At 47.7% G+C, this 16,644-nt stretch carries 16 protein-coding genes and 1 riboswitch; of the genes, 9 read left to right on the top strand and 7 right to left on the bottom strand.

Annotated elements, in window-relative coordinates; translation table 11 throughout:
• Window positions 1–186: 186 nt before the first annotated feature.
• A complete protein-coding gene (locus KB213_RS10985) occupies window positions 187–390 on the top strand; it encodes a (2Fe-2S)-binding protein (RefSeq protein ID WP_211683093.1) in 204 nt (67 codons plus the stop codon).
• Window positions 391–463: 73 nt separating this feature from the next.
• Here KB213_RS10985 and bfr read toward each other — a convergent pair whose 3' ends face one another.
• Together bfr and KB213_RS10975 are read right to left on the bottom strand one after the other, a co-directional pair.
• A complete protein-coding gene (gene bfr, locus KB213_RS10980; protein WP_211683143.1) occupies window positions 464–952 on the bottom strand; it encodes a bacterioferritin in 489 nt (162 codons plus the stop codon).
• 97 nt (window positions 953–1,049) lie between these two features.
• Window positions 1,050–1,517: an Lrp/AsnC family transcriptional regulator gene (locus KB213_RS10975; RefSeq protein WP_211683091.1), complete on the bottom strand. Its 468-nt coding sequence runs from the start codon at window positions 1,515–1,517 to the stop codon at window positions 1,050–1,052.
• Window positions 1,518–1,663: 146 nt separating this feature from the next.
• Here KB213_RS10975 and KB213_RS10970 point away from each other — a divergent pair, with 146 nt between their 5' ends.
• From KB213_RS10970 to KB213_RS10960, 3 genes are all read left to right on the top strand, one after another.
• The gene (locus KB213_RS10970; RefSeq protein WP_211683090.1) at window positions 1,664–2,854 is read left to right on the top strand and encodes an aromatic amino acid transaminase; all 1,191 of its coding nucleotides are present in this window, start codon (window positions 1,664–1,666) and stop codon (window positions 2,852–2,854) included.
• Window positions 2,851–3,750, top strand: coding sequence for a DMT family transporter (locus KB213_RS10965; protein WP_211683088.1), 900 nt, complete (start codon window positions 2,851–2,853; stop codon window positions 3,748–3,750). Before KB213_RS10970 ends, KB213_RS10965 begins: the two co-directional genes overlap by 4 nt.
• A gap of 314 nt (window positions 3,751–4,064) precedes the next feature.
• Complete coding sequence (locus KB213_RS10960; protein WP_211683086.1) at window positions 4,065–7,187, top strand: TonB-dependent receptor domain-containing protein; 3,123 nt, start codon at window positions 4,065–4,067, stop codon at window positions 7,185–7,187.
• A gap of 33 nt (window positions 7,188–7,220) precedes the next feature.
• Here KB213_RS10960 and KB213_RS10955 read toward each other — a convergent pair whose 3' ends face one another.
• A complete protein-coding gene (locus KB213_RS10955) occupies window positions 7,221–8,123 on the bottom strand; it encodes a LysR family transcriptional regulator (RefSeq protein ID WP_211683084.1) in 903 nt (300 codons plus the stop codon).
• Window positions 8,124–8,246: 123 nt separating this feature from the next.
• Between KB213_RS10955 and KB213_RS10950 the strand changes: the two genes are divergently transcribed.
• The 3 genes from KB213_RS10950 (at window position 8,247) to KB213_RS10940 (ending at window position 10,074) form a co-directional block, all read left to right on the top strand.
• Window positions 8,247–8,807, top strand: a complete 561-nt coding sequence (locus KB213_RS10950; RefSeq protein WP_211683082.1) for a flavodoxin family protein — start codon at window positions 8,247–8,249, stop codon at window positions 8,805–8,807.
• Window positions 8,808–8,831: 24 nt separating this feature from the next.
• Entirely contained in the window at window positions 8,832–9,143 is a 312-nt protein-coding gene (locus tag KB213_RS10945; protein WP_211683080.1) for a DUF1330 domain-containing protein, read from the top strand.
• 157 nt (window positions 9,144–9,300) lie between these two features.
• Window positions 9,301–10,074 carry a DUF1868 domain-containing protein gene (locus KB213_RS10940; protein WP_211683078.1) on the top strand — a complete coding sequence of 258 codons (774 nt, stop codon included), beginning with the start codon at window positions 9,301–9,303 and terminating at the stop codon, window positions 10,072–10,074.
• A gap of 46 nt (window positions 10,075–10,120) precedes the next feature.
• Here KB213_RS10940 and KB213_RS10935 read toward each other — a convergent pair whose 3' ends face one another.
• From KB213_RS10935 to KB213_RS10920, 4 genes are read right to left on the bottom strand one after another with little or no spacing between them, the layout of a single operon-like run.
• Window positions 10,121–11,104 carry a FecCD family ABC transporter permease gene (locus KB213_RS10935; protein WP_211683076.1) on the bottom strand — a complete coding sequence of 328 codons (984 nt, stop codon included), beginning with the start codon at window positions 11,102–11,104 and terminating at the stop codon, window positions 10,121–10,123.
• Between the two features lie 10 nt (window positions 11,105–11,114).
• The gene (locus KB213_RS10930; protein ID WP_211683073.1) at window positions 11,115–12,065 is read right to left on the bottom strand and encodes an ABC transporter substrate-binding protein; all 951 of its coding nucleotides are present in this window, start codon (window positions 12,063–12,065) and stop codon (window positions 11,115–11,117) included.
• Complete coding sequence (locus KB213_RS10925; protein ID WP_211683071.1) at window positions 12,062–12,811, bottom strand: ABC transporter ATP-binding protein; 750 nt, start codon at window positions 12,809–12,811, stop codon at window positions 12,062–12,064. The genes KB213_RS10930 and KB213_RS10925 overlap by 4 nt, the downstream gene beginning before the upstream one ends.
• Window positions 12,808–15,003, bottom strand: a complete 2,196-nt coding sequence (locus tag KB213_RS10920) for a TonB-dependent receptor (protein WP_211683069.1) — start codon at window positions 15,001–15,003, stop codon at window positions 12,808–12,810. Before KB213_RS10920 ends, KB213_RS10925 begins: the two co-directional genes overlap by 4 nt.
• A gap of 88 nt (window positions 15,004–15,091) precedes the next feature.
• Window positions 15,092–15,301, bottom strand: a riboswitch (cobalamin riboswitch).
• Window positions 15,302–15,457: 156 nt separating this feature from the next.
• On the opposite strand from KB213_RS10920, the gene KB213_RS10915 reads away from it, so the two are divergent.
• Together KB213_RS10915 and KB213_RS10910 are read left to right on the top strand one after the other, a co-directional pair.
• On the top strand, window positions 15,458–15,952 hold the full coding sequence (locus tag KB213_RS10915) for a flavin reductase (protein ID WP_211683066.1): 495 nt from the start codon (window positions 15,458–15,460) through the stop codon (window positions 15,950–15,952).
• Window positions 15,953–16,084: 132 nt separating this feature from the next.
• Entirely contained in the window at window positions 16,085–16,633 is a 549-nt protein-coding gene (locus tag KB213_RS10910; protein ID WP_211683064.1) for a PAS domain-containing protein, read from the top strand.
• The last annotated feature ends 11 nt before the right edge of the window (window positions 16,634–16,644 follow it).

The raw sequence follows: 16,644 nt of genomic DNA, 5'->3' as shown, positions 1-16,644 counted from the left end.
TTAGATCAAAAAACGAGCGTGGAGGCATAAGGAGTTTTTCAAAAATCAGCAATTCGAGCGTCAACACTGCTCAGCGCGAATGACACAAAAAATTAAATTTCATATCAGTTAAATTTGCATTTGCGAATTATTCTCACCTCATATAGAGTGAAACTCATTCGCAACACCAAAGGATTGCAGGCAGTTATGATTGTCTGTTCATGCAACGCCCTCTCTCATCTTGACGTTGAAGCCGCTATTCAATCAGGGGCGTCACGCCCGTCTGAAATTTATACTGCCCGCAAATGCCGCGCCCAGTGTGGCAATTGCGTGCCAGGGATGGTGTGCCTACTAAAAGAAGCCCTACAAAAGCATAGCGCCTCACCATTGACCCTACAGCCTAGCTGTTAAGCGGCGTTTCAAGCCAAAAACAAAAAAGGCGAGCCTAAGCCCGCCTTTCCCAAAAGCACATTGTGCTACAAGATTACTCTTGCTCTGTTGCTGGTGCAGAGTTGGTTTGGATGTAGCGCTCAATGCCGACCTGCTTGATCAGGTCAAACTGACGATCAATGTAATCTTCATGCTCTTCCTCATTGATGAGGATCTTCAGCATCAAGTCACGTGATACGTAGTCACGAACGCTCTCACAGTATGCGATACCGTCGCGCAGATCTTCCAGCGCCTTCTTTTCAAGCTGCAGATCGCATTTGAGCACTTCTTCAACGCTCTCACCGATCAAAATCTGGTTCAAACGCTGAACATTTGGCAGACCGCCGAGGAACAGAATACGCTCAATCAACCAATCTGCATGACGCATTTCTTCGATAGATTCGTCATATTCCTTCTTCGCAAGATGCGTCACACCCCAATGACGCAGCGTACGAGCGTGCAGGAAGTATTGGTTAATTGCCGTCAGCTCATTCGTTAGCTGCGCATTCAGGAAATCAACAACTTTTTGGTCTTTAACGGTCATCATTCTTCTCCATTTCTGACCGTCAGCTAACATACCCTTTTTCAATTCGTAAAGTATTATTTTTGCAATTACATGCAAATGATTATCAATTAAAAACTCAATTGGAATATTTTAAAGTAAAATTCGTAGTTCTTTTTATATTATCTAAAACAATACTTGAGTGAGCCGTTGAAACTTCAGGTATAGATAGAAGTTCATGGTTCAAAAAATGATTGAACGTTGCCAAGTTGCAGGTTGAAACCTTCAGAATCACATCTGATCCACCGGTTAATGTTTGACACTCTGACACTTCATTCATCTCCATAATTTTCTGACGAAATCTACTCAGGCACTCTGCACTATGTGAATGAAGCGTCAGTAGAATATAGGCATGCACGCCAATTCCTATTTTAGCTGCGTCCAACACAGCCGCTATATTCTGAACATATCCTTCCGAGCGTAAACGCTGCATGCGGCGAGAACACTGAGACGCCGATAAATGTACTTTCTCGCTCATTCCTTGCGGACCGATATCGCCCCACTGCTGCCAAATTTCCAGAATAAGCACATCAAAACGGTCCAACATAACACTCAGCTCTTCCGCATGAAAAAATCACATTAGACTAAAATAGCACATAAAACGTGCAGTCATCCATGCAAAACGCCACAAAGAACACGGACATTGCACAAAATAAGCATTACCATTCCGGTTCATTTTGCTGGAGTGAGAGCATGCCCTTCTCAACACTAACCCATCAGCCAAACGATCCTCTCCTCGCCCTCATTAAGGCATACGCAGCGGATCCAAGAGCTGAAAAGATCGATCTTGGCGTCGGCGTCTTTCGAGACGTACACGGCGCAACCCCCGTCATGTCTGCCGTCAAACAAGCAGAAGAGAAGCTACTCACCACACAAGACAGCAAATCCTATCTCGGCCCAGAAGGCGATAAAGGTTTTGTAAGCGCAATTGCAGAACAATTGTTTGGTGACACCCAAAAATTACGCGCCATCGATGGCTTACAAACTCCCGGGGGCACAGGCGCGCTGCGCCTCGCTGGTGAACTCTTAATTCGTAGCGGTGTAAAACGTATCCTCGTGGCTAGCCCCACATGGGCAAACCACCTCGCCATCTTTAAGGAAGTTGGCCTGTCCGTTATTACGGCCTCATGCTTTGACCTAAATACACAGAGCTTTGACCTCGAGCGCTTCAAAGAAGCCCTAAACTCCGCTGAAGCTGGTGACGCCGTCCTACTCCATGGCTGTTGTCACAACCCACTAGGTATTGACCCCGCAGGTCAAGATTGGCGTGTGATTGCAGACATCATTGCACACCGCCAACTTCTGCCCCTGATCGACATTGCCTATCAAGGCCTCGGCGACGGATGGGAAGACGATGCTTTAGGCGCACGTACAGTCCTTTCAGCTGTTCCTTACGGCCTACTTGCCTATTCATGCGATAAAAATTTTGGCCTTTACCGTGAACGAACAGGCGCCCTTTACGTCAGTGCACCAGACGCCGAGAGCCTAGACTGCACCATATCCAACCTACTGCATCTTGCACGGACCAACTGGTCTATGCCCCCCGACCATGGCGCTGCTGTCGTTCGTTTAATTCTGACCGACCCAGCACTACACAATGTCTGGCGCGAAGAATTAGAGTTCATGCGCACGCGCATTTTGTCACTACGGCAAGAGCTGGCTCAGCTTGGTATGATTGGCTCCCTCAATTTATCCCCCATCGCCCATGGCAAGGGCATGTTTGCAACCCTTCCCCTAACCCCAAGTCAAGTGGCATGGCTGCGCGAACATTATGCCATCTACATGGCTCATTCTGGGCGCATCAATATCGCTGGTTTTGGTAACGAAGACGTCCAACGCTTTGGCGCAGCCTTACAGGCTTTGATGGAGCAGAACATCACATGAGCACCCCTTCATCATCCCGCTTCAGCATATGGAACACACCATATCTTCTGCTCACACTGGCTACCTGCTTCTGGGCCAGTAACTTTGTTCTCGGACGCGCTATTCCCGCGTCCCTAACACCGGTTACGCTGTCTTTTTTACGCTGGGTCCTCGCAACAATCCTCGTGACCCCATTTGCCTTACCGCATTTGAGAAAAGATTTCCCAACCATCCGCAAGCACTTGCCGATTTTATTACTACTATCACTGCTCGGCATTGCTGGTAGCAATACATTGGCGTATTTTGCAGTACGGCAAACAACAGCAACCTCGGCGTTACTGATCCAATCCGCTATGCCCATCAGTATTCTTGGGTTTGGTCTTCTTTTGTTTGGCGAACGCCCGACAATGCGCCAACTCATTGCCATGGCTTTCGCCGCCGTTGGCGTTTTATGTGTTATCCTCGGCAAGCCGGGCACGACGGGCGGTGCCCTCAATATGGGCACAATCCTCGCAGGCCTCGCCATGCTATGTCAGTCATCCTACGCGGCGTTGTTGCGTTGCAAACCACCTCTGCACCCAAGTAGTTTTCTATTTGCGACTTTCCTTTGCGCTACTTTACTTCTTCTACCACTGGAGTTTTTTACATCTTCAGGATTACCGCACCTGACGTTACCTAATATTGGTGCCATCACTTACCTAGCAATCGGCCCTTCCCTTTTGGCCTTTTTCCTGTTCAACCGCGGCGTACAACTTATTGGCTCTGCAAAAGCTAGTATCTTTTTCTATCTTATGCCCGTTTTTGGCACACTATTCGCCACACTTCTTTTAGGTGAGCGTATTGAAGCGATTGAACTGGGTGGTTTTGTATTAGTTGGAATTGGATTCACCTTATCAAATTCCAGAAAAAAATCTTAATTATCTTATATAATATTATGGCCACATGTATAATTTGATCTTTTTATCGTGTGGCTATTTATTTTCGACGCTTTATACCAAACAAAAATAGCAACTAAATTATTTATCCTCCCAAAATATAATTTCATAAAATGGAATATAGTTTTTTTCACCAAAATTATTGCTAAATCGTATTGTTACTGTATCGCATATTAGTTACCCAAAAGACACAGTTTGATGCGATATCGAACAAAACCCTTTAAACTGGTATTTTTTGTTATTTAAAATTACAACTTTATGTCATCGTTTTGTTGATTGAAATGGAGTATTTAACGATGAAAAAGAGGTATTTTCTGTGGTCTACAGCCCTCAGTGTTTCCGCAGCCCTTCTCCCCCTCAGCGCTCACGCAAAACCGCCAAAGCATGCAGCGCTACACCATCACAAAAAAACCTCTTCCAAAGCCCCCATCACAAATCCACCCTCTTCTGAAAGTTCAACATCAACACAAGCCATAACGCCTGCGCGCACCACTAGCCCTACTGCGGTCGCGCAGACGCTCAATAACGCCACCGTTACACCATCCGGCGTGGAGCAGATTACCGTGACCGGCTCGCGTTTGATCAAGAACTCTCTCGATCAAGCCGAACCCATCACGACGCTGAGTTCTGACCAGATTCGTAGACGCGGCTACACCAACATTGCCCTCGCACTCCTCCGCGAAGACACTGCTTTTGCTCCGGCTGCCAGCCCTATTGGCAATCAAAGTGGCAACGGCATGGGTAGCGGCCAATCTTTCGCCAACCTCTTCAATCTTGGGGCAGAACATACTCTGACCGTTGTAAACGGTTTACGCTTCACTCCGGGTTCGAGCGCATCAATGTTCGGCAATGTCTCCGGATCTGCTGTAGATTTAACCGAGATTCCAGATAGCCTCGTGGATCGCAGCGAAGTGGTAAAAACAGGCGGCGCCCCCACATACGGCTCAGACGCCATTGCCGGTACCGTTAATTTAATTTTGAAAAATGACTTCCAAGGCCTTCAGGTCGATGGGCAAGCAGGTTGGACCCAACAGCTTGATGGCCTCAGCCATAAAGTTGACTTCTTAGCAGGCCGCCACTTTGACCATGACCGCGGTGGAATTGTTGTTGACGTTGAATACACGCATAATGACTCTATTTCTGGCAACAGCCGGTATTTTTCCGGCGCGGACCAACCTTGGCTTGAAACGGTATCAAATAAACCTTACGAAAATGCACTTTCGACACAATATCGTAGCCTGTTATTTACCCAAAGCGGCATCCCGAATACAAGCGATGTCATTCCCTTTCAAGGCAGCAACCAGAGCGGCATTACAAATGCTGCGGGCCAAACGCTTATTTTTTCCAAAGATGGTAAAAGCCTGATTCCTCTGACTTATAATTCTATCGATTCATACGGCTACAACGCATCAGGCGGTAACGGCCTTAAAAGCAATGCCTTTAACAACCTGATGTCTGACGTAACACGCGTATCATTCGTTACACTTGGGCATTATAATTTCAGCAATAATCTGCGTTTTCACTGGGAAACTTGGTACGAGCGCTACAACAGCATTAACCCGGCCAACAGCTATTACATGGCCACCGCTCAATATGGCAATGCTGGCCAAGTCAACGGAAACTTCCCCGTTAGCATTAATAGTCCCTTCCTAACGTCAACAGAACAAAGCACCATCCAAAATGCTTTAAATCAGAGCGGCACATCAACCAACCAATTTTACGTTGCTGATGCCAACACACAAATCATGAATGGTCGTTATGAATCACAAAACGAACTCTATCGTTTTGTGACCGGACTAGATGGTAACTTTGACGCATTGCATCGCAACTGGAAGTGGGAAGCCACCTTCCAATATGGCCGTAATGCAATGGTCGATATGCAAAATGAGCCACTTATTCAAAACCTGAATAATGCACTCAACGTTACCACCAATGCTGCTGGGCAAGCGATCTGCTCGCCCGGATATACCAGCGCGTCCGTAATGTCATTTAGCGCCACATGCGCCCCCTTCAACCCCATCGGCACCAATCAAGCTAGCCAGCAATCGGTCGATTATATCGATACGCAATCAAAAGACCGTAGCGTGAATACCATGCTCGATTTCGTTGCTGACATTAAAGGCAATGTCATGCAACTACCTGCAGGCCAGTGGCAGGTTGTTGCCGGATATGAACACCGCCGAGAAAGCAATTCATACGATCCCGGCCCCTATTTGGAATCCGGCGAAGGTATCTCTATCCCCGTACTCCCCTCTTCCGGTGCCTATCACACCAACGAGGCCTTTGCCGAAACGGATATTCCGCTCGTAAAACCGAGCATGCATATCCCGTTCATCTACCATGCCTCAGCGAACTCTTCGATGCGCTATATTGATAACAGCTACACTGGCGCCTTCTGGACGTATGCTGCTGGCGGCACCCTATCTTTCACTAAAGACATTGCCGTACGAGGCTCTTACATGCGCTCTCTACGCGCACCAGGCGTAGCAGAGTTGGTTCAGCCCTTGGGCGCTTCTTATGAAAGCGGCAATGACCCCTGCGATACCAACTACATCAATGGCGGCACCAACCCCGCCATGCGCGCGCATAACTGCGCAGTCGCAGGCGTTCCTCAGGGTTTCTTGTCTAATATTTCAAACTTCTCAGTCAAAGGCCTCGGTGGTGGCAACTCACACCTCACCAACGAACAAGGCACGGCCAAAAGCATCGGCGCGGTTATTACGCCTCGCTGGATTCCGGGCCTGACCCTACAAGCCGATTACATGAATATCCGTATCAACAACCAAATCACGCAGCCGGGCGTACAATACGATATGGATGCCTGCTACGATTCTGCTGATTTCCCCACCAACTCCTACTGCCAACTCTTCACACGTAACAAAACAACCCATCAAATCACGAGCTTTACCGATACCTATCAAAATGTCGGCGTCAGCAAAGTCCGTTTGCTACAAGCTGTCCTGAATTATCAACTCCCACTACAGCGCATTGGGTTGGGTGATAATGCTGGTGAAATCGCTACAAGCGTTAACTACACGCATTATTTCAATAATTATTATATCCTCGGCGGATCAACCCAGTATCAATTCGGCGGCTCTGGAAACCCCGCAGACAATTTCACTGCGAACTTCAATTATATGTGGAAAGATGCTTTCTTCCAGTGGCAAACACAATATTACGGACGTTCCTCCAACCTCGTGAACCAATCAAGTAACTATTTTCAGTACCCTAAGTCACCATCCTTTGCCTTATTCAACATGACGGTTGGGTATACATTCGCTAAAAAATATACGGCGACTTTCATGGTGAATAACGTCTTAGGATCCTCACCACCTTTTCCTTATCAATTCAGCACAACACGCTATTATAACGCCATTCTTGGACGTTCTTTTGGCTTTAACATCGCAGCAAATTTCTAACCTTGATGAAGGCCGGGTAAAACCGGCCTTTTTCTATGCCTCGATCTGTTTTAATTCACGTACAAGCGCATCAATCACAACCCGCAATCGCATCGGCATATACCGCACACTTGGCCAGACGGCATATGTATCAAATGCTCCTGATGTAAAACCCTCCAATACGGGCACCAATGCTCCAGAAGCAATATAAGAGTGCGCCAACCAATGCGGCAGATACGCTACCCCCATTCCCTTCAGAGTTGCATCTAAAATGGCCTCGTAATGATCAAAACGTAAACGCCAACGTAACTCTGGAATAATCTCTGCTCCAGAACGATCTTGGAATACCCATGGGTAAACATGATCACGATGCCAATAAACCAATGATTCGTGATCTGACAGTTGAGACAAGCACTCTAAAGGACCACGTTGCTCCAAATAGGATGGCGACGCACAAACCACCTTTGTCTGCCTTAGCAACTTTCGTGCATGTAAATGATTATTTTCAGCAAGAGCATGATGCCGAACCGCTAGGTCAAACCCTTCCCCAATAATATCCACCACATGATCACTAAAGCGGAGATCAAGCTCTAACGAGGGATAGGTACGCGCCAACTCTATTAAAATAGGTTCTACACAATAGCGCCCAAATAAAGTTGGCATAGCAATTTTCAAATGCCCTCGTACCTCACGCTGGCCTGTATCCAATAAACGCGTCGCCTGCCTTAACTCTTCCAAAGCCCGCAGGCAGTGTTCATAATAAATTTGCCCTTCTTCCGTAAGGCAATGACTCCGCGTCGTACGATGAAATAACTGTACCCCTAAACGAGCCTCCAAGCGCGCAATGCTTTTACCAACAGCAGAACGAGTTAACGCGATACGCTCTGCGGCTTTAGCGAATCCTCCGGCCTCTACCACTTCGACAAAAATAGCGACACCATCAAAATTATCCCTCAACACCCCCTCCATATGTAGAATTAAAAGATACAAAACTGAGAAAAAATATCACCACAAGATCATTAATTTCTACATTATTCTGTCGACGTAAAACAGCGCACAATTTTCGAAGGTTTTCGTCGCATGCAGATTGCCATCTTATTCGATAGTGGCGTTGGCCACACCGCCAAACAAGCTCAAGCTGTGGCCGAAGGCGTGTCACGCGTCGATGGAGCGCAGGCAACCCTCATCCCAGTGGCCGACGGTAACATTCCTTGGGCGACACTGGAGCAAAGCGATGCCATAATTTTTGGTTCCCCCACTTATAATGGAACTGTTAGCGCACGCCTCAAGAAAGTCATGGAAGACTCAACAGGCGTCGCTTGGGTTCCCCAAAAATGGCGCAATAAAATCGCAGCAGGTTTCACGAACTCCGGTGCCATGCATGGCGATAAATTAAACTCCCTCATCACCATGGCTCTATTTGCCGCTCAACATGGCATGATCTGGGTCGGCCTCGATCTTTTTGCCAATATTGGCGATGATAAAATGAACCGTATCGGCGGATGGTTAGGTGCTATGGCTCAATCCAACCGTGAATCCCCAGATCTTTCACCGATCAAAAGCGACCTTGATACGGCTGCACATCTAGGGCAGCGTGTCGCAGAAGTCACCCTACAGTTCCGCAATGGTGCCGAAAAATAAATGCGCCGAAATAGGATATAAAAGATGACCAACACAGTACCACCGGCTTATTTAATTGGTAATTTTTCGGTTATTAATCCCGAAAAAATGTCCGAATACGTTCAACAAGCCTTACCCTTGGTAAAGGAATACGGCGGACAAGCTCTGGTCTCCGACCAAAAACTTTCTCCCGTTGAAGGAAAAGCCAAAAATATTTTGGTAGTTATTTCTTTCCCTAGCCTAGAACAAGCGCAGTCATTCTACCATTGCGATGCGTATGCCCCTTTAAAGCAACTACGCATTGAAGCAACAGAAGGCGGTTTTACAAGCATTTCTGAGGGCCTCCCCCTAGCATAACAATCATTATGGGTGGGATGTACCCGCTCCATCCCACCCATAATATAGAAAATATATTCTTCACATTACATTCAGAAATACTTCATACATAATATTTTTATATATTATTAAAATATATCCAGAAAATCATCATATTATAATCTGAAAGCTATTCTTCATGAGCGATCATAACTTAATCAAACGCCGCATGCTGATCAAAACCCTTGGAGCCGCGTGCAGCACTTCTCTCCTATCTATGCCGTCATACGCAAAAAATGCGCCCATACAGAATGACGGAAAATTCAGCGATACTGGCAATGTTCTTCCTTGGGCGGGGGATACGATCATTTGCCCACTGCCATTTAACAGCCCTGCGTTCCAAGAAATGCTAAACATTAACGCAGAAGTCACACGTCACTTCCGTGATTATGTCGCCGCTACCCCTCCGGCCAGCTATCATATGACCATCTATGGCTGTGCTGACCCTCAAAGACGCGCCGCTCACCTGTGGCCAGCGGGAAAACCGCTCACTGCCCCCATAGCAGAAATCACACAAACCTTACTTGAGCGCCTACAGGCTCAACGCTTCACCTACCCTAGCCCTATCCGTATGCGCGTTGATACAGATGAAACAAAAGGCCTTACCATCATCCCTCTGTTGCCTGCGGACACATCAGAACGCACCACACTTTATCAATTACGCCATGATATTGCCCGCACAACGGGTCTAATGACACCAAACCTCGATACCTTCCGCTTCCACATCACATTCGGCTACCCTTTCCGCCCAATGCCGGACGACGTCGCCGCCGCCTTCCAAAAAGCATGCATGGAGTGGCGCAATCGTTTAGCTGCACGCTCTCCATATATCGATCTCCCAGCCCCGCTTTATTGCCGCTTTACAGACATGTTTGCATTTGAGCCTCTCATGACGCTGAAACGCAAAATTTAAAGCGAACACTTCCTCTGCACATCGCACTGTGCAGAGGAAGTGTTTTTCAAAAAGCTGATTTATACTTTTTCAAAAAAATTAGAAGAAAAACACTTCCAATTACAGAGATTAGAACACCAACAGGCAGTTCTTGTGCTGGCATGATGGAGCGGCTTACAATATCAGCACCCAACGTTAAAAGTGCTCCCAAAGCTGCACTATAATAACCTACAGAGTCCACACGTGGGTTCATAAAACGCGCCAAATGTGGAACGACAAGCCCAATAAAAGGCACGGGACCACACACACAAACATTCAAACCACACCCAATGGCACAGCAAAAAATAGCCCGTTTACGCAGACGCTGTGCATCAACACCTAACGAACGAGCTGTATCGTCCCCTGCAAGCAAAGCGTATAATGACTGATTATAAATAGATCGAAACAGCAATAATATAAACAGCCCAACAAGTGCAAAAGGAATAAACTGCCATTGCGCCGAAGCAAAACTCCCCATCGTCCAAAACAGCACAGACTGCGCCGTATTACGGTCTCCAAAAACAATAAAAATATTTGTAAGCGCTGAGAATAAGAACGATATCGCCAGACCGCCTAAAACCAAATGGCTTTTTCTTTCACCGCCTTGAGAGGCAAGCAATAATAAACCGAACACGCAGGTCGCAAGAACAGCCCCGAAACCTGCCCCCAAAAACGGGGTCCATATCCCTGCAAAATTACCTAGAAAAACAATAACAGCGACGGCCCCTGCCGCAGCACCTGACGATAAGCCAAATAGATACGGATCAGCCAAAACATTACGCGTTACAATTTGCAGCAGTGCTCCTCCTTGCGCAAAACATCCCCCCGCAACCAACGCGAGAAGACAACGCGGCAAACGGACGGACCATATGATCCGCCCCCCGACATCATGCCCGCCCGGTCCAAGCCAAAGCGCATGCATCACTTGAGAAGAGGTCAAGCGTGCCGTTCCAAACATCAGGCCGCACACCAACTCCAGCACAAGACATAAACCAAGACACAGGGCCTTCATTACGCCTACCCTACCATTTCGCATCTGGATGCAGAAAATGCGCCAGTGCTTCAACCGCATCAATATTCTTCGGCCCCGGCGTCACTTCGTCATAATGCAAAACGACAATATGCTTCGGCATAATGGCTGAACTCCCGTCCAACAACGCTTGATGCCGCAAACTTTCCACGGCTTCCGCTGATCCATGCCCATAATCTACCACCACCACAACTTCTGGCTGCCGAACAGACACCTCTTCCCAAGAAGCCGTTCCCCAATTAATCGGCAAATCATCGAAAATATTCCGCCCCCCAGCGAGGCGTATCAATTCAGTCACCAAGGCATCACGACCAGCCGTAAAAGGCTCTGCACTGCCACTATCATACAAAAAAACTGGCACCGACCGCATACCAGAAAGAGACTTTTCAAGTGCGGAAATCCGTGCTTTCCACCCATCAATTAAAATACGCGCCTCATGCTCTTTACCGAACACAACCCCCAAACGGTATTCATCATTATACAACAACGCATCCAAAGTGATCGGGTGATGCGCCCCACCTGCACGCGGACAACTTTCCGTCAGTACAAGACTTGCAATACCTTCACTCGCCAAACGTTCCGGCGTGACATCCCCGCCAACCCGCATGCCATAATTCCACCCTGCAACAAAAAGATCCGACTGCGCCGCCATAAGCTGCTCTAACGTTGGGTAACGCGGCGCAAGTTCCGGCACATCACCTAACGCACGTCGAAAATCATCCGTCTCTTTATTCCACCCCGTAATGCCGGTTACACCACGCATAAAAGCCTGCAGATGCAAGGCAAAAGCCATTTCCGTCATATTCACATCATGAAACACCGCACGCTGCGGAGGGGCCATGAAGGTGACGGGAACCCCACAGCTTTTCACCGTCACGGGGAATGCATGCACAGTCCCTACCGAGAAAATGAAGCATACCCAAAGCAAACTGAAATACTTCATGCTTCTGCCCGAAATGTTAAAATACGCGCCCCATCTGGCAGCAAAGCCCGCTGAATATTTAAGTGAAAAATTGCTCTACATTCCGCAGATAGCAGTACATCATCTGCCTTACCCTCTAAAGCCAACATCCCGTGCTGTAACACCAGCACATGATCTGCAAAATCGGGCACCAAAGAGAGGTCATGTAAAACCGCCACAACGGTACATGGCAAACCACGCACCACACGCAATAATTGGCCACGTGCGGCAAGATCTAAATGGTTCGTCGGCTCATCCAATAACAACAACTCAGGTGTTTGCGCTAAACAGCGCGCCAACATGACACGCTGCCTCTCTCCACCTGACAACTGCCCAAGCCGAGCCTGCAAAAAAGGCCGTACACCACAGCGCTCCACCGCATCGTCCAGACTGGCACGGTCCAACTCCGTGTTTTTCTCAAATGGCAGGCGCGCTAACTGGAGATACTCTTCTACAGGAAAAGAAGGGTCGGCCTCTTCGTGCTGTGAAAGATAAGCAATGCGTTGCGCGCGCTCTTTCAAGCACATCTTCTGCACCGAAATTCCACCCCAGACGATATTGCCCGCTTGTGGAACGTCCAATCCAGCCAAAAGCCGTAATAAGGTCGTTTTTCCTGCACCATTAGGCCCAATTACAGCAGCACAGCTTCCCGCTGGCACCGAGCACGACACATCCACCAAACCTGCCCTCCGAGAGGACAGGCCCGTAATGGACAAACCAGTCGTCACAAACCCGCCTGTATGCTCATCGAGAACGAGCGTGGCGCCCCCATTAGGACTTGGCCCGGATAGCTTGGATCAGCCCACTGCACATAATATTTATTGCCTATATTATCGATACGCCCATACACCGTAACGTTCTTCGTCATATGCCAGCCCGCAAAAACATTCACTGTGGCATAATCATGGAGCGTAATTGTGTTGGCATAATCTCCTTGGCGCGCAGACACGTAACGCATCCCCGCTCCCAGATCGAGCGGCAATTCCCCAACACGTGACCATACACCCCACATATTCGCCGTTACACGCGGAACATTAGGCGCTTGATTACCAGAAGCATCCATACCGGCTGAAGGCATAAACCCAGATCCGAAATGCGAGTCCGTATAGGCTACATTCCCAGACAGGCTGACATGATGCGTCAGAGAAAGATTGCCATCCCATTCTACACCACGAGAAACCTGCCGCCCAGCATTCGCTACGCTATCCGGGCCCGTTGCCACCAAAATGCGGCGCCGATCAATATTATAAAGTGCCAAAGTTGTAGTCGCACGACCATTCAACAACGTAGCTTTCGTACCGACCTCCCCCTGCATCGTGTGTGACAGTGCAGAAAATTGGCCACGATTAGCGAGGAATAAATTCGCACCTGGTGGGTCTTCCGCCGTACTAAAGACGCCATACACACTCACCGTAGGCGTGATGTCATAAACAGGGCCTATCCGGAAATTGCTGGGATTATAACGACCCTGAAAGCTGCTCTTGGCATTAAACGCACCATTTTGATTGTAATTTTGTCGATCTAAGTGCAGCCAATCGTAGCGATACCCTCCGACAATGCGTAAGCGATCCCAAACCGTCACGACATCTTCTAAAAAAACGGCCGCATCTGTCAGCGTAGTCGGAGACTTTCGGTACGGTAACTCTCCCTCAAATGGTCCAAGATTACCCCCCTGAGGCGCCGTCATAGACACGCTGTCAGCATAGTCCGCATCAGGAAATCCCCTATTGCGAATAAAGCGCAAATAATAAGCATCCCCACCAAGAACCAAACGGTTTTTTATCCCGAATACCGAGTGATCAAAGCTAACATGTACTGTATCTCCAACCTGATGCTGGTTTTGGTACACGTAGAAACGGTCTCGACCAATACGCCCCGCCGCAATGGACCGGCCGGCAGCGTCCACAGCAGACGCATTCTCCATAAAACTATAGGTTTCAGCATTGTTCCAGTCACGCTTAGCGTAAAGAACATAGCTTTTGTTATGCAATGAAAAGTGAGGGTTCACTTGCCAATCTAAATGTAGCGTTGGCGTCGCATTCACTGACCCGGCTTTTGCATCAGAAACGTTATAATACTTCCACAACTCACTGCGAGTCAGGCCCAGACCTTGGCTCGACGTCAATAAACCAGAGGCTGCATCGCCTGTTTGCCGCAAAGGCACTAAAGGCGCACCGTAATATGTCGATAAACGATCCGTCAGATAATCAACTCCCAAGCGAGCCGAAAAATCTGCATTAGGACGCCACAATGCCGTCACCGTCAGATCCTTACTGTGGGGGTTGGCCCCCTGCACATACCCCACAGAAGACGTCCGGCTAAAGTCAGCACGCACAGCAAAAGTCGATGACAGAGGAATGGACCCGCCTACACCCGCATTCCATGTATTAAAACTACCATACGACACCAGCGCATTAGCATGAGCAGCATCAAAAGCTGGATCACGGGTCCGTATATCAACCGTTCCACCAACTGCCCCCTGCCCGTACAACACAGAAGATGGGCCTTTCAGCACCTGCACGTTTTCAAGATTAAACGTATTCAGAGGCCGGTTCACCATCGTGGTCGGACCGTAATAGATCCCATCACGCAGCACTAAAACCTGCCCCCCAGTAAAACCGCGCATCATTAATTGCGCAGGATTCCCCGGCGAACCACCAGACGTCACACCCGGAGCACTATCCGCAGCATCATCTGAGTGAGCAATGCCCCGTAACTCCATCAAGCTACGCGTAATAATATTAATGGTTGCAGGGTTATGCTGAGCAGTTAACCCCAGCCTTCCACCAATCACTGGGGTAGACCGTAAAGCTGTGGCTTGCCCATGCGCTACAATGTGCTCATCCTCAGCATGAACATTCGAGACACTCAAACCCAACAACGCAACAGGCACACACGCCCGGATGCAATAACTCCGCATAAGTGCGAAACACCTTCTCCATAATGCATCACTACGACCCCACATGATCCTCATGCAGCCTTCAGTACACCCCGCCCTTAGGTGCCGTCCGTGACCATTTTTGATGGCAGGTCTCCTGGCTCATGGGTCACCAAACATTGGTCGCCTTCCCAAAAACTCTTCTGAGCTTTCAGTGACTGAAGCACCTGCCTCATTGACCAACCCTCTCGCCATAAACAGTTGCGGGGGCAGCTGCGGCCTCACACCGCATTCCCTTTTCATCCCCGCGGAACGGAGAACCATCGCGTTTTAAAAAAAGCTAAATGTTATAATATGTCAATTTATATAATGTGATTTTAAGCTGATAGAGGCCACTATCTACCCGTCGAAACATCTTTCAACACACAAAACCCTTGAGGCTTTCCACGATAAACGCATATTGACAGCCCTTTGAATACGAACCGACTGGACCCGCATGAACACCTCACCCCAAATCAACACGCAAATGTTTCGTGACGCTATGGCGCGCCTGGCTAGTGCCGTGACAATCATCACGACAGATGGGGAGCACGGTCGTTACGGCTTTACGGCATCGGCTGTTTCCAGCGTGACCGATACGCCCCCAACTTTATTGGTGTGCATCAACCGACAAACAAAAACCCACCCGGTGTTACTCAAAAACGGTACATTTGCGGTCAATATTTTGTCTGACGGCCATGAAACTCTGTCCAACCATTTCGCAACCAGCGCTGTGAGTATGGAAGAGCGCTTTTCCTTGGGAGCATGGCACACAGGAAAGTACAAACAACCCATCCTGGAAGATGCATTAGTCTCTATTGAGTGTACAGTTTCCAACCTACAAGACGTAGGAACACATACTGTTGTATTTGGTGAAGTATTAAACATAAATATACACCCATCAAAAACAGAATCACTGCTTTGGGCAAAAAGACAATACATATCTATATAATAGATATTATGACATTCGACATGAATACACACAAAAAATACCAATCATGTCGAATGCGCATTTAAATAAAAAACTTTCAATACATTGTTTTTTTAATTATAATCGCCCGAAATTTTACATTTCGGATCACCAATGCCTCTTCCACAACTTCTTTCTCAATACTGCGACAATACATCTATTGCGATCTCGATTGCGCACAATAAATATGACCACCCCCTAATCTACGTTAATAAAAAATTCGAAGAACTAACTGGATATAATGGCAATGACCTATACGGAAAAAATTGCCGCGCACTTCAAAATAACTCAAAAAATAAGCACAACAGGCAGCGTATTCGTGATTTTATTTATAATAAAAATATTAACAATATACGCGTACCACTCGTAAATTTCAAAAAAGATGGCACCCCATTTATTAATCTATTATTTATATCAAAATTAAAAGACTGCCTCGAAAATACACAGTATTTATTTGCATCTCAATTTGATATCAGCAACACGTATCCTGATATTTTATCACAGTACGAACACGTTTTAGAAACCACACTTTCTGAAATTCCAAAAACCATGAGCAATAATAGGATCGTTTTATCCGGCTCACTTTCCGTCGTGGCGAATGCGGCCGCAAGCATCGCACAAGCCAAAATCATGCTGGACCAAATTGATGCCTCCCACCTCTAATACAATAGATC

The organism is Neokomagataea anthophila, assembly GCF_018122595.1.
Classification (GTDB): domain Bacteria; phylum Pseudomonadota; class Alphaproteobacteria; order Acetobacterales; family Acetobacteraceae; genus Gluconobacter; species Gluconobacter anthophilus.
Note: the sequence above shows the minus strand (reverse complement) of the source record. Positions and strands in the feature narration are given on the sequence as shown.

Coding starts and splice junctions, on each gene's coding strand:
- KB213_RS10970 (WP_211683090.1), top strand. CDS start 1,664: ATGCCCTTCTCAACACTAACCCATCAGCCAAACGATCCTCTCCTCGCC.
- KB213_RS10910 (WP_211683064.1), top strand. CDS start 16,085: ATGCCTCTTCCACAACTTCTTTCTCAATACTGCGACAATACATCTATT.
- KB213_RS10945 (WP_211683080.1), top strand. CDS start 8,832: ATGACCAACACAGTACCACCGGCTTATTTAATTGGTAATTTTTCGGTT.
- KB213_RS10940 (WP_211683078.1), top strand. CDS start 9,301: ATGAGCGATCATAACTTAATCAAACGCCGCATGCTGATCAAAACCCTT.
- KB213_RS10935 (WP_211683076.1), bottom strand. CDS start 11,104: ATGAAGGCCCTGTGTCTTGGTTTATGTCTTGTGCTGGAGTTGGTGTGC.
- KB213_RS10985 (WP_211683093.1), top strand. CDS start 187: ATGATTGTCTGTTCATGCAACGCCCTCTCTCATCTTGACGTTGAAGCC.
- KB213_RS10930 (WP_211683073.1), bottom strand. CDS start 12,065: ATGAAGTATTTCAGTTTGCTTTGGGTATGCTTCATTTTCTCGGTAGGG.
- bfr (WP_211683143.1), bottom strand. CDS start 952: ATGACCGTTAAAGACCAAAAAGTTGTTGATTTCCTGAATGCGCAGCTA.
- KB213_RS10915 (WP_211683066.1), top strand. CDS start 15,458: ATGAACACCTCACCCCAAATCAACACGCAAATGTTTCGTGACGCTATG.
- KB213_RS10920 (WP_211683069.1), bottom strand. CDS start 15,003: ATGCGGAGTTATTGCATCCGGGCGTGTGTGCCTGTTGCGTTGTTGGGT.
- KB213_RS10950 (WP_211683082.1), top strand. CDS start 8,247: ATGCAGATTGCCATCTTATTCGATAGTGGCGTTGGCCACACCGCCAAA.
- KB213_RS10975 (WP_211683091.1), bottom strand. CDS start 1,517: ATGTTGGACCGTTTTGATGTGCTTATTCTGGAAATTTGGCAGCAGTGG.
- KB213_RS10960 (WP_211683086.1), top strand. CDS start 4,065: ATGAAAAAGAGGTATTTTCTGTGGTCTACAGCCCTCAGTGTTTCCGCA.
- KB213_RS10965 (WP_211683088.1), top strand. CDS start 2,851: ATGAGCACCCCTTCATCATCCCGCTTCAGCATATGGAACACACCATAT.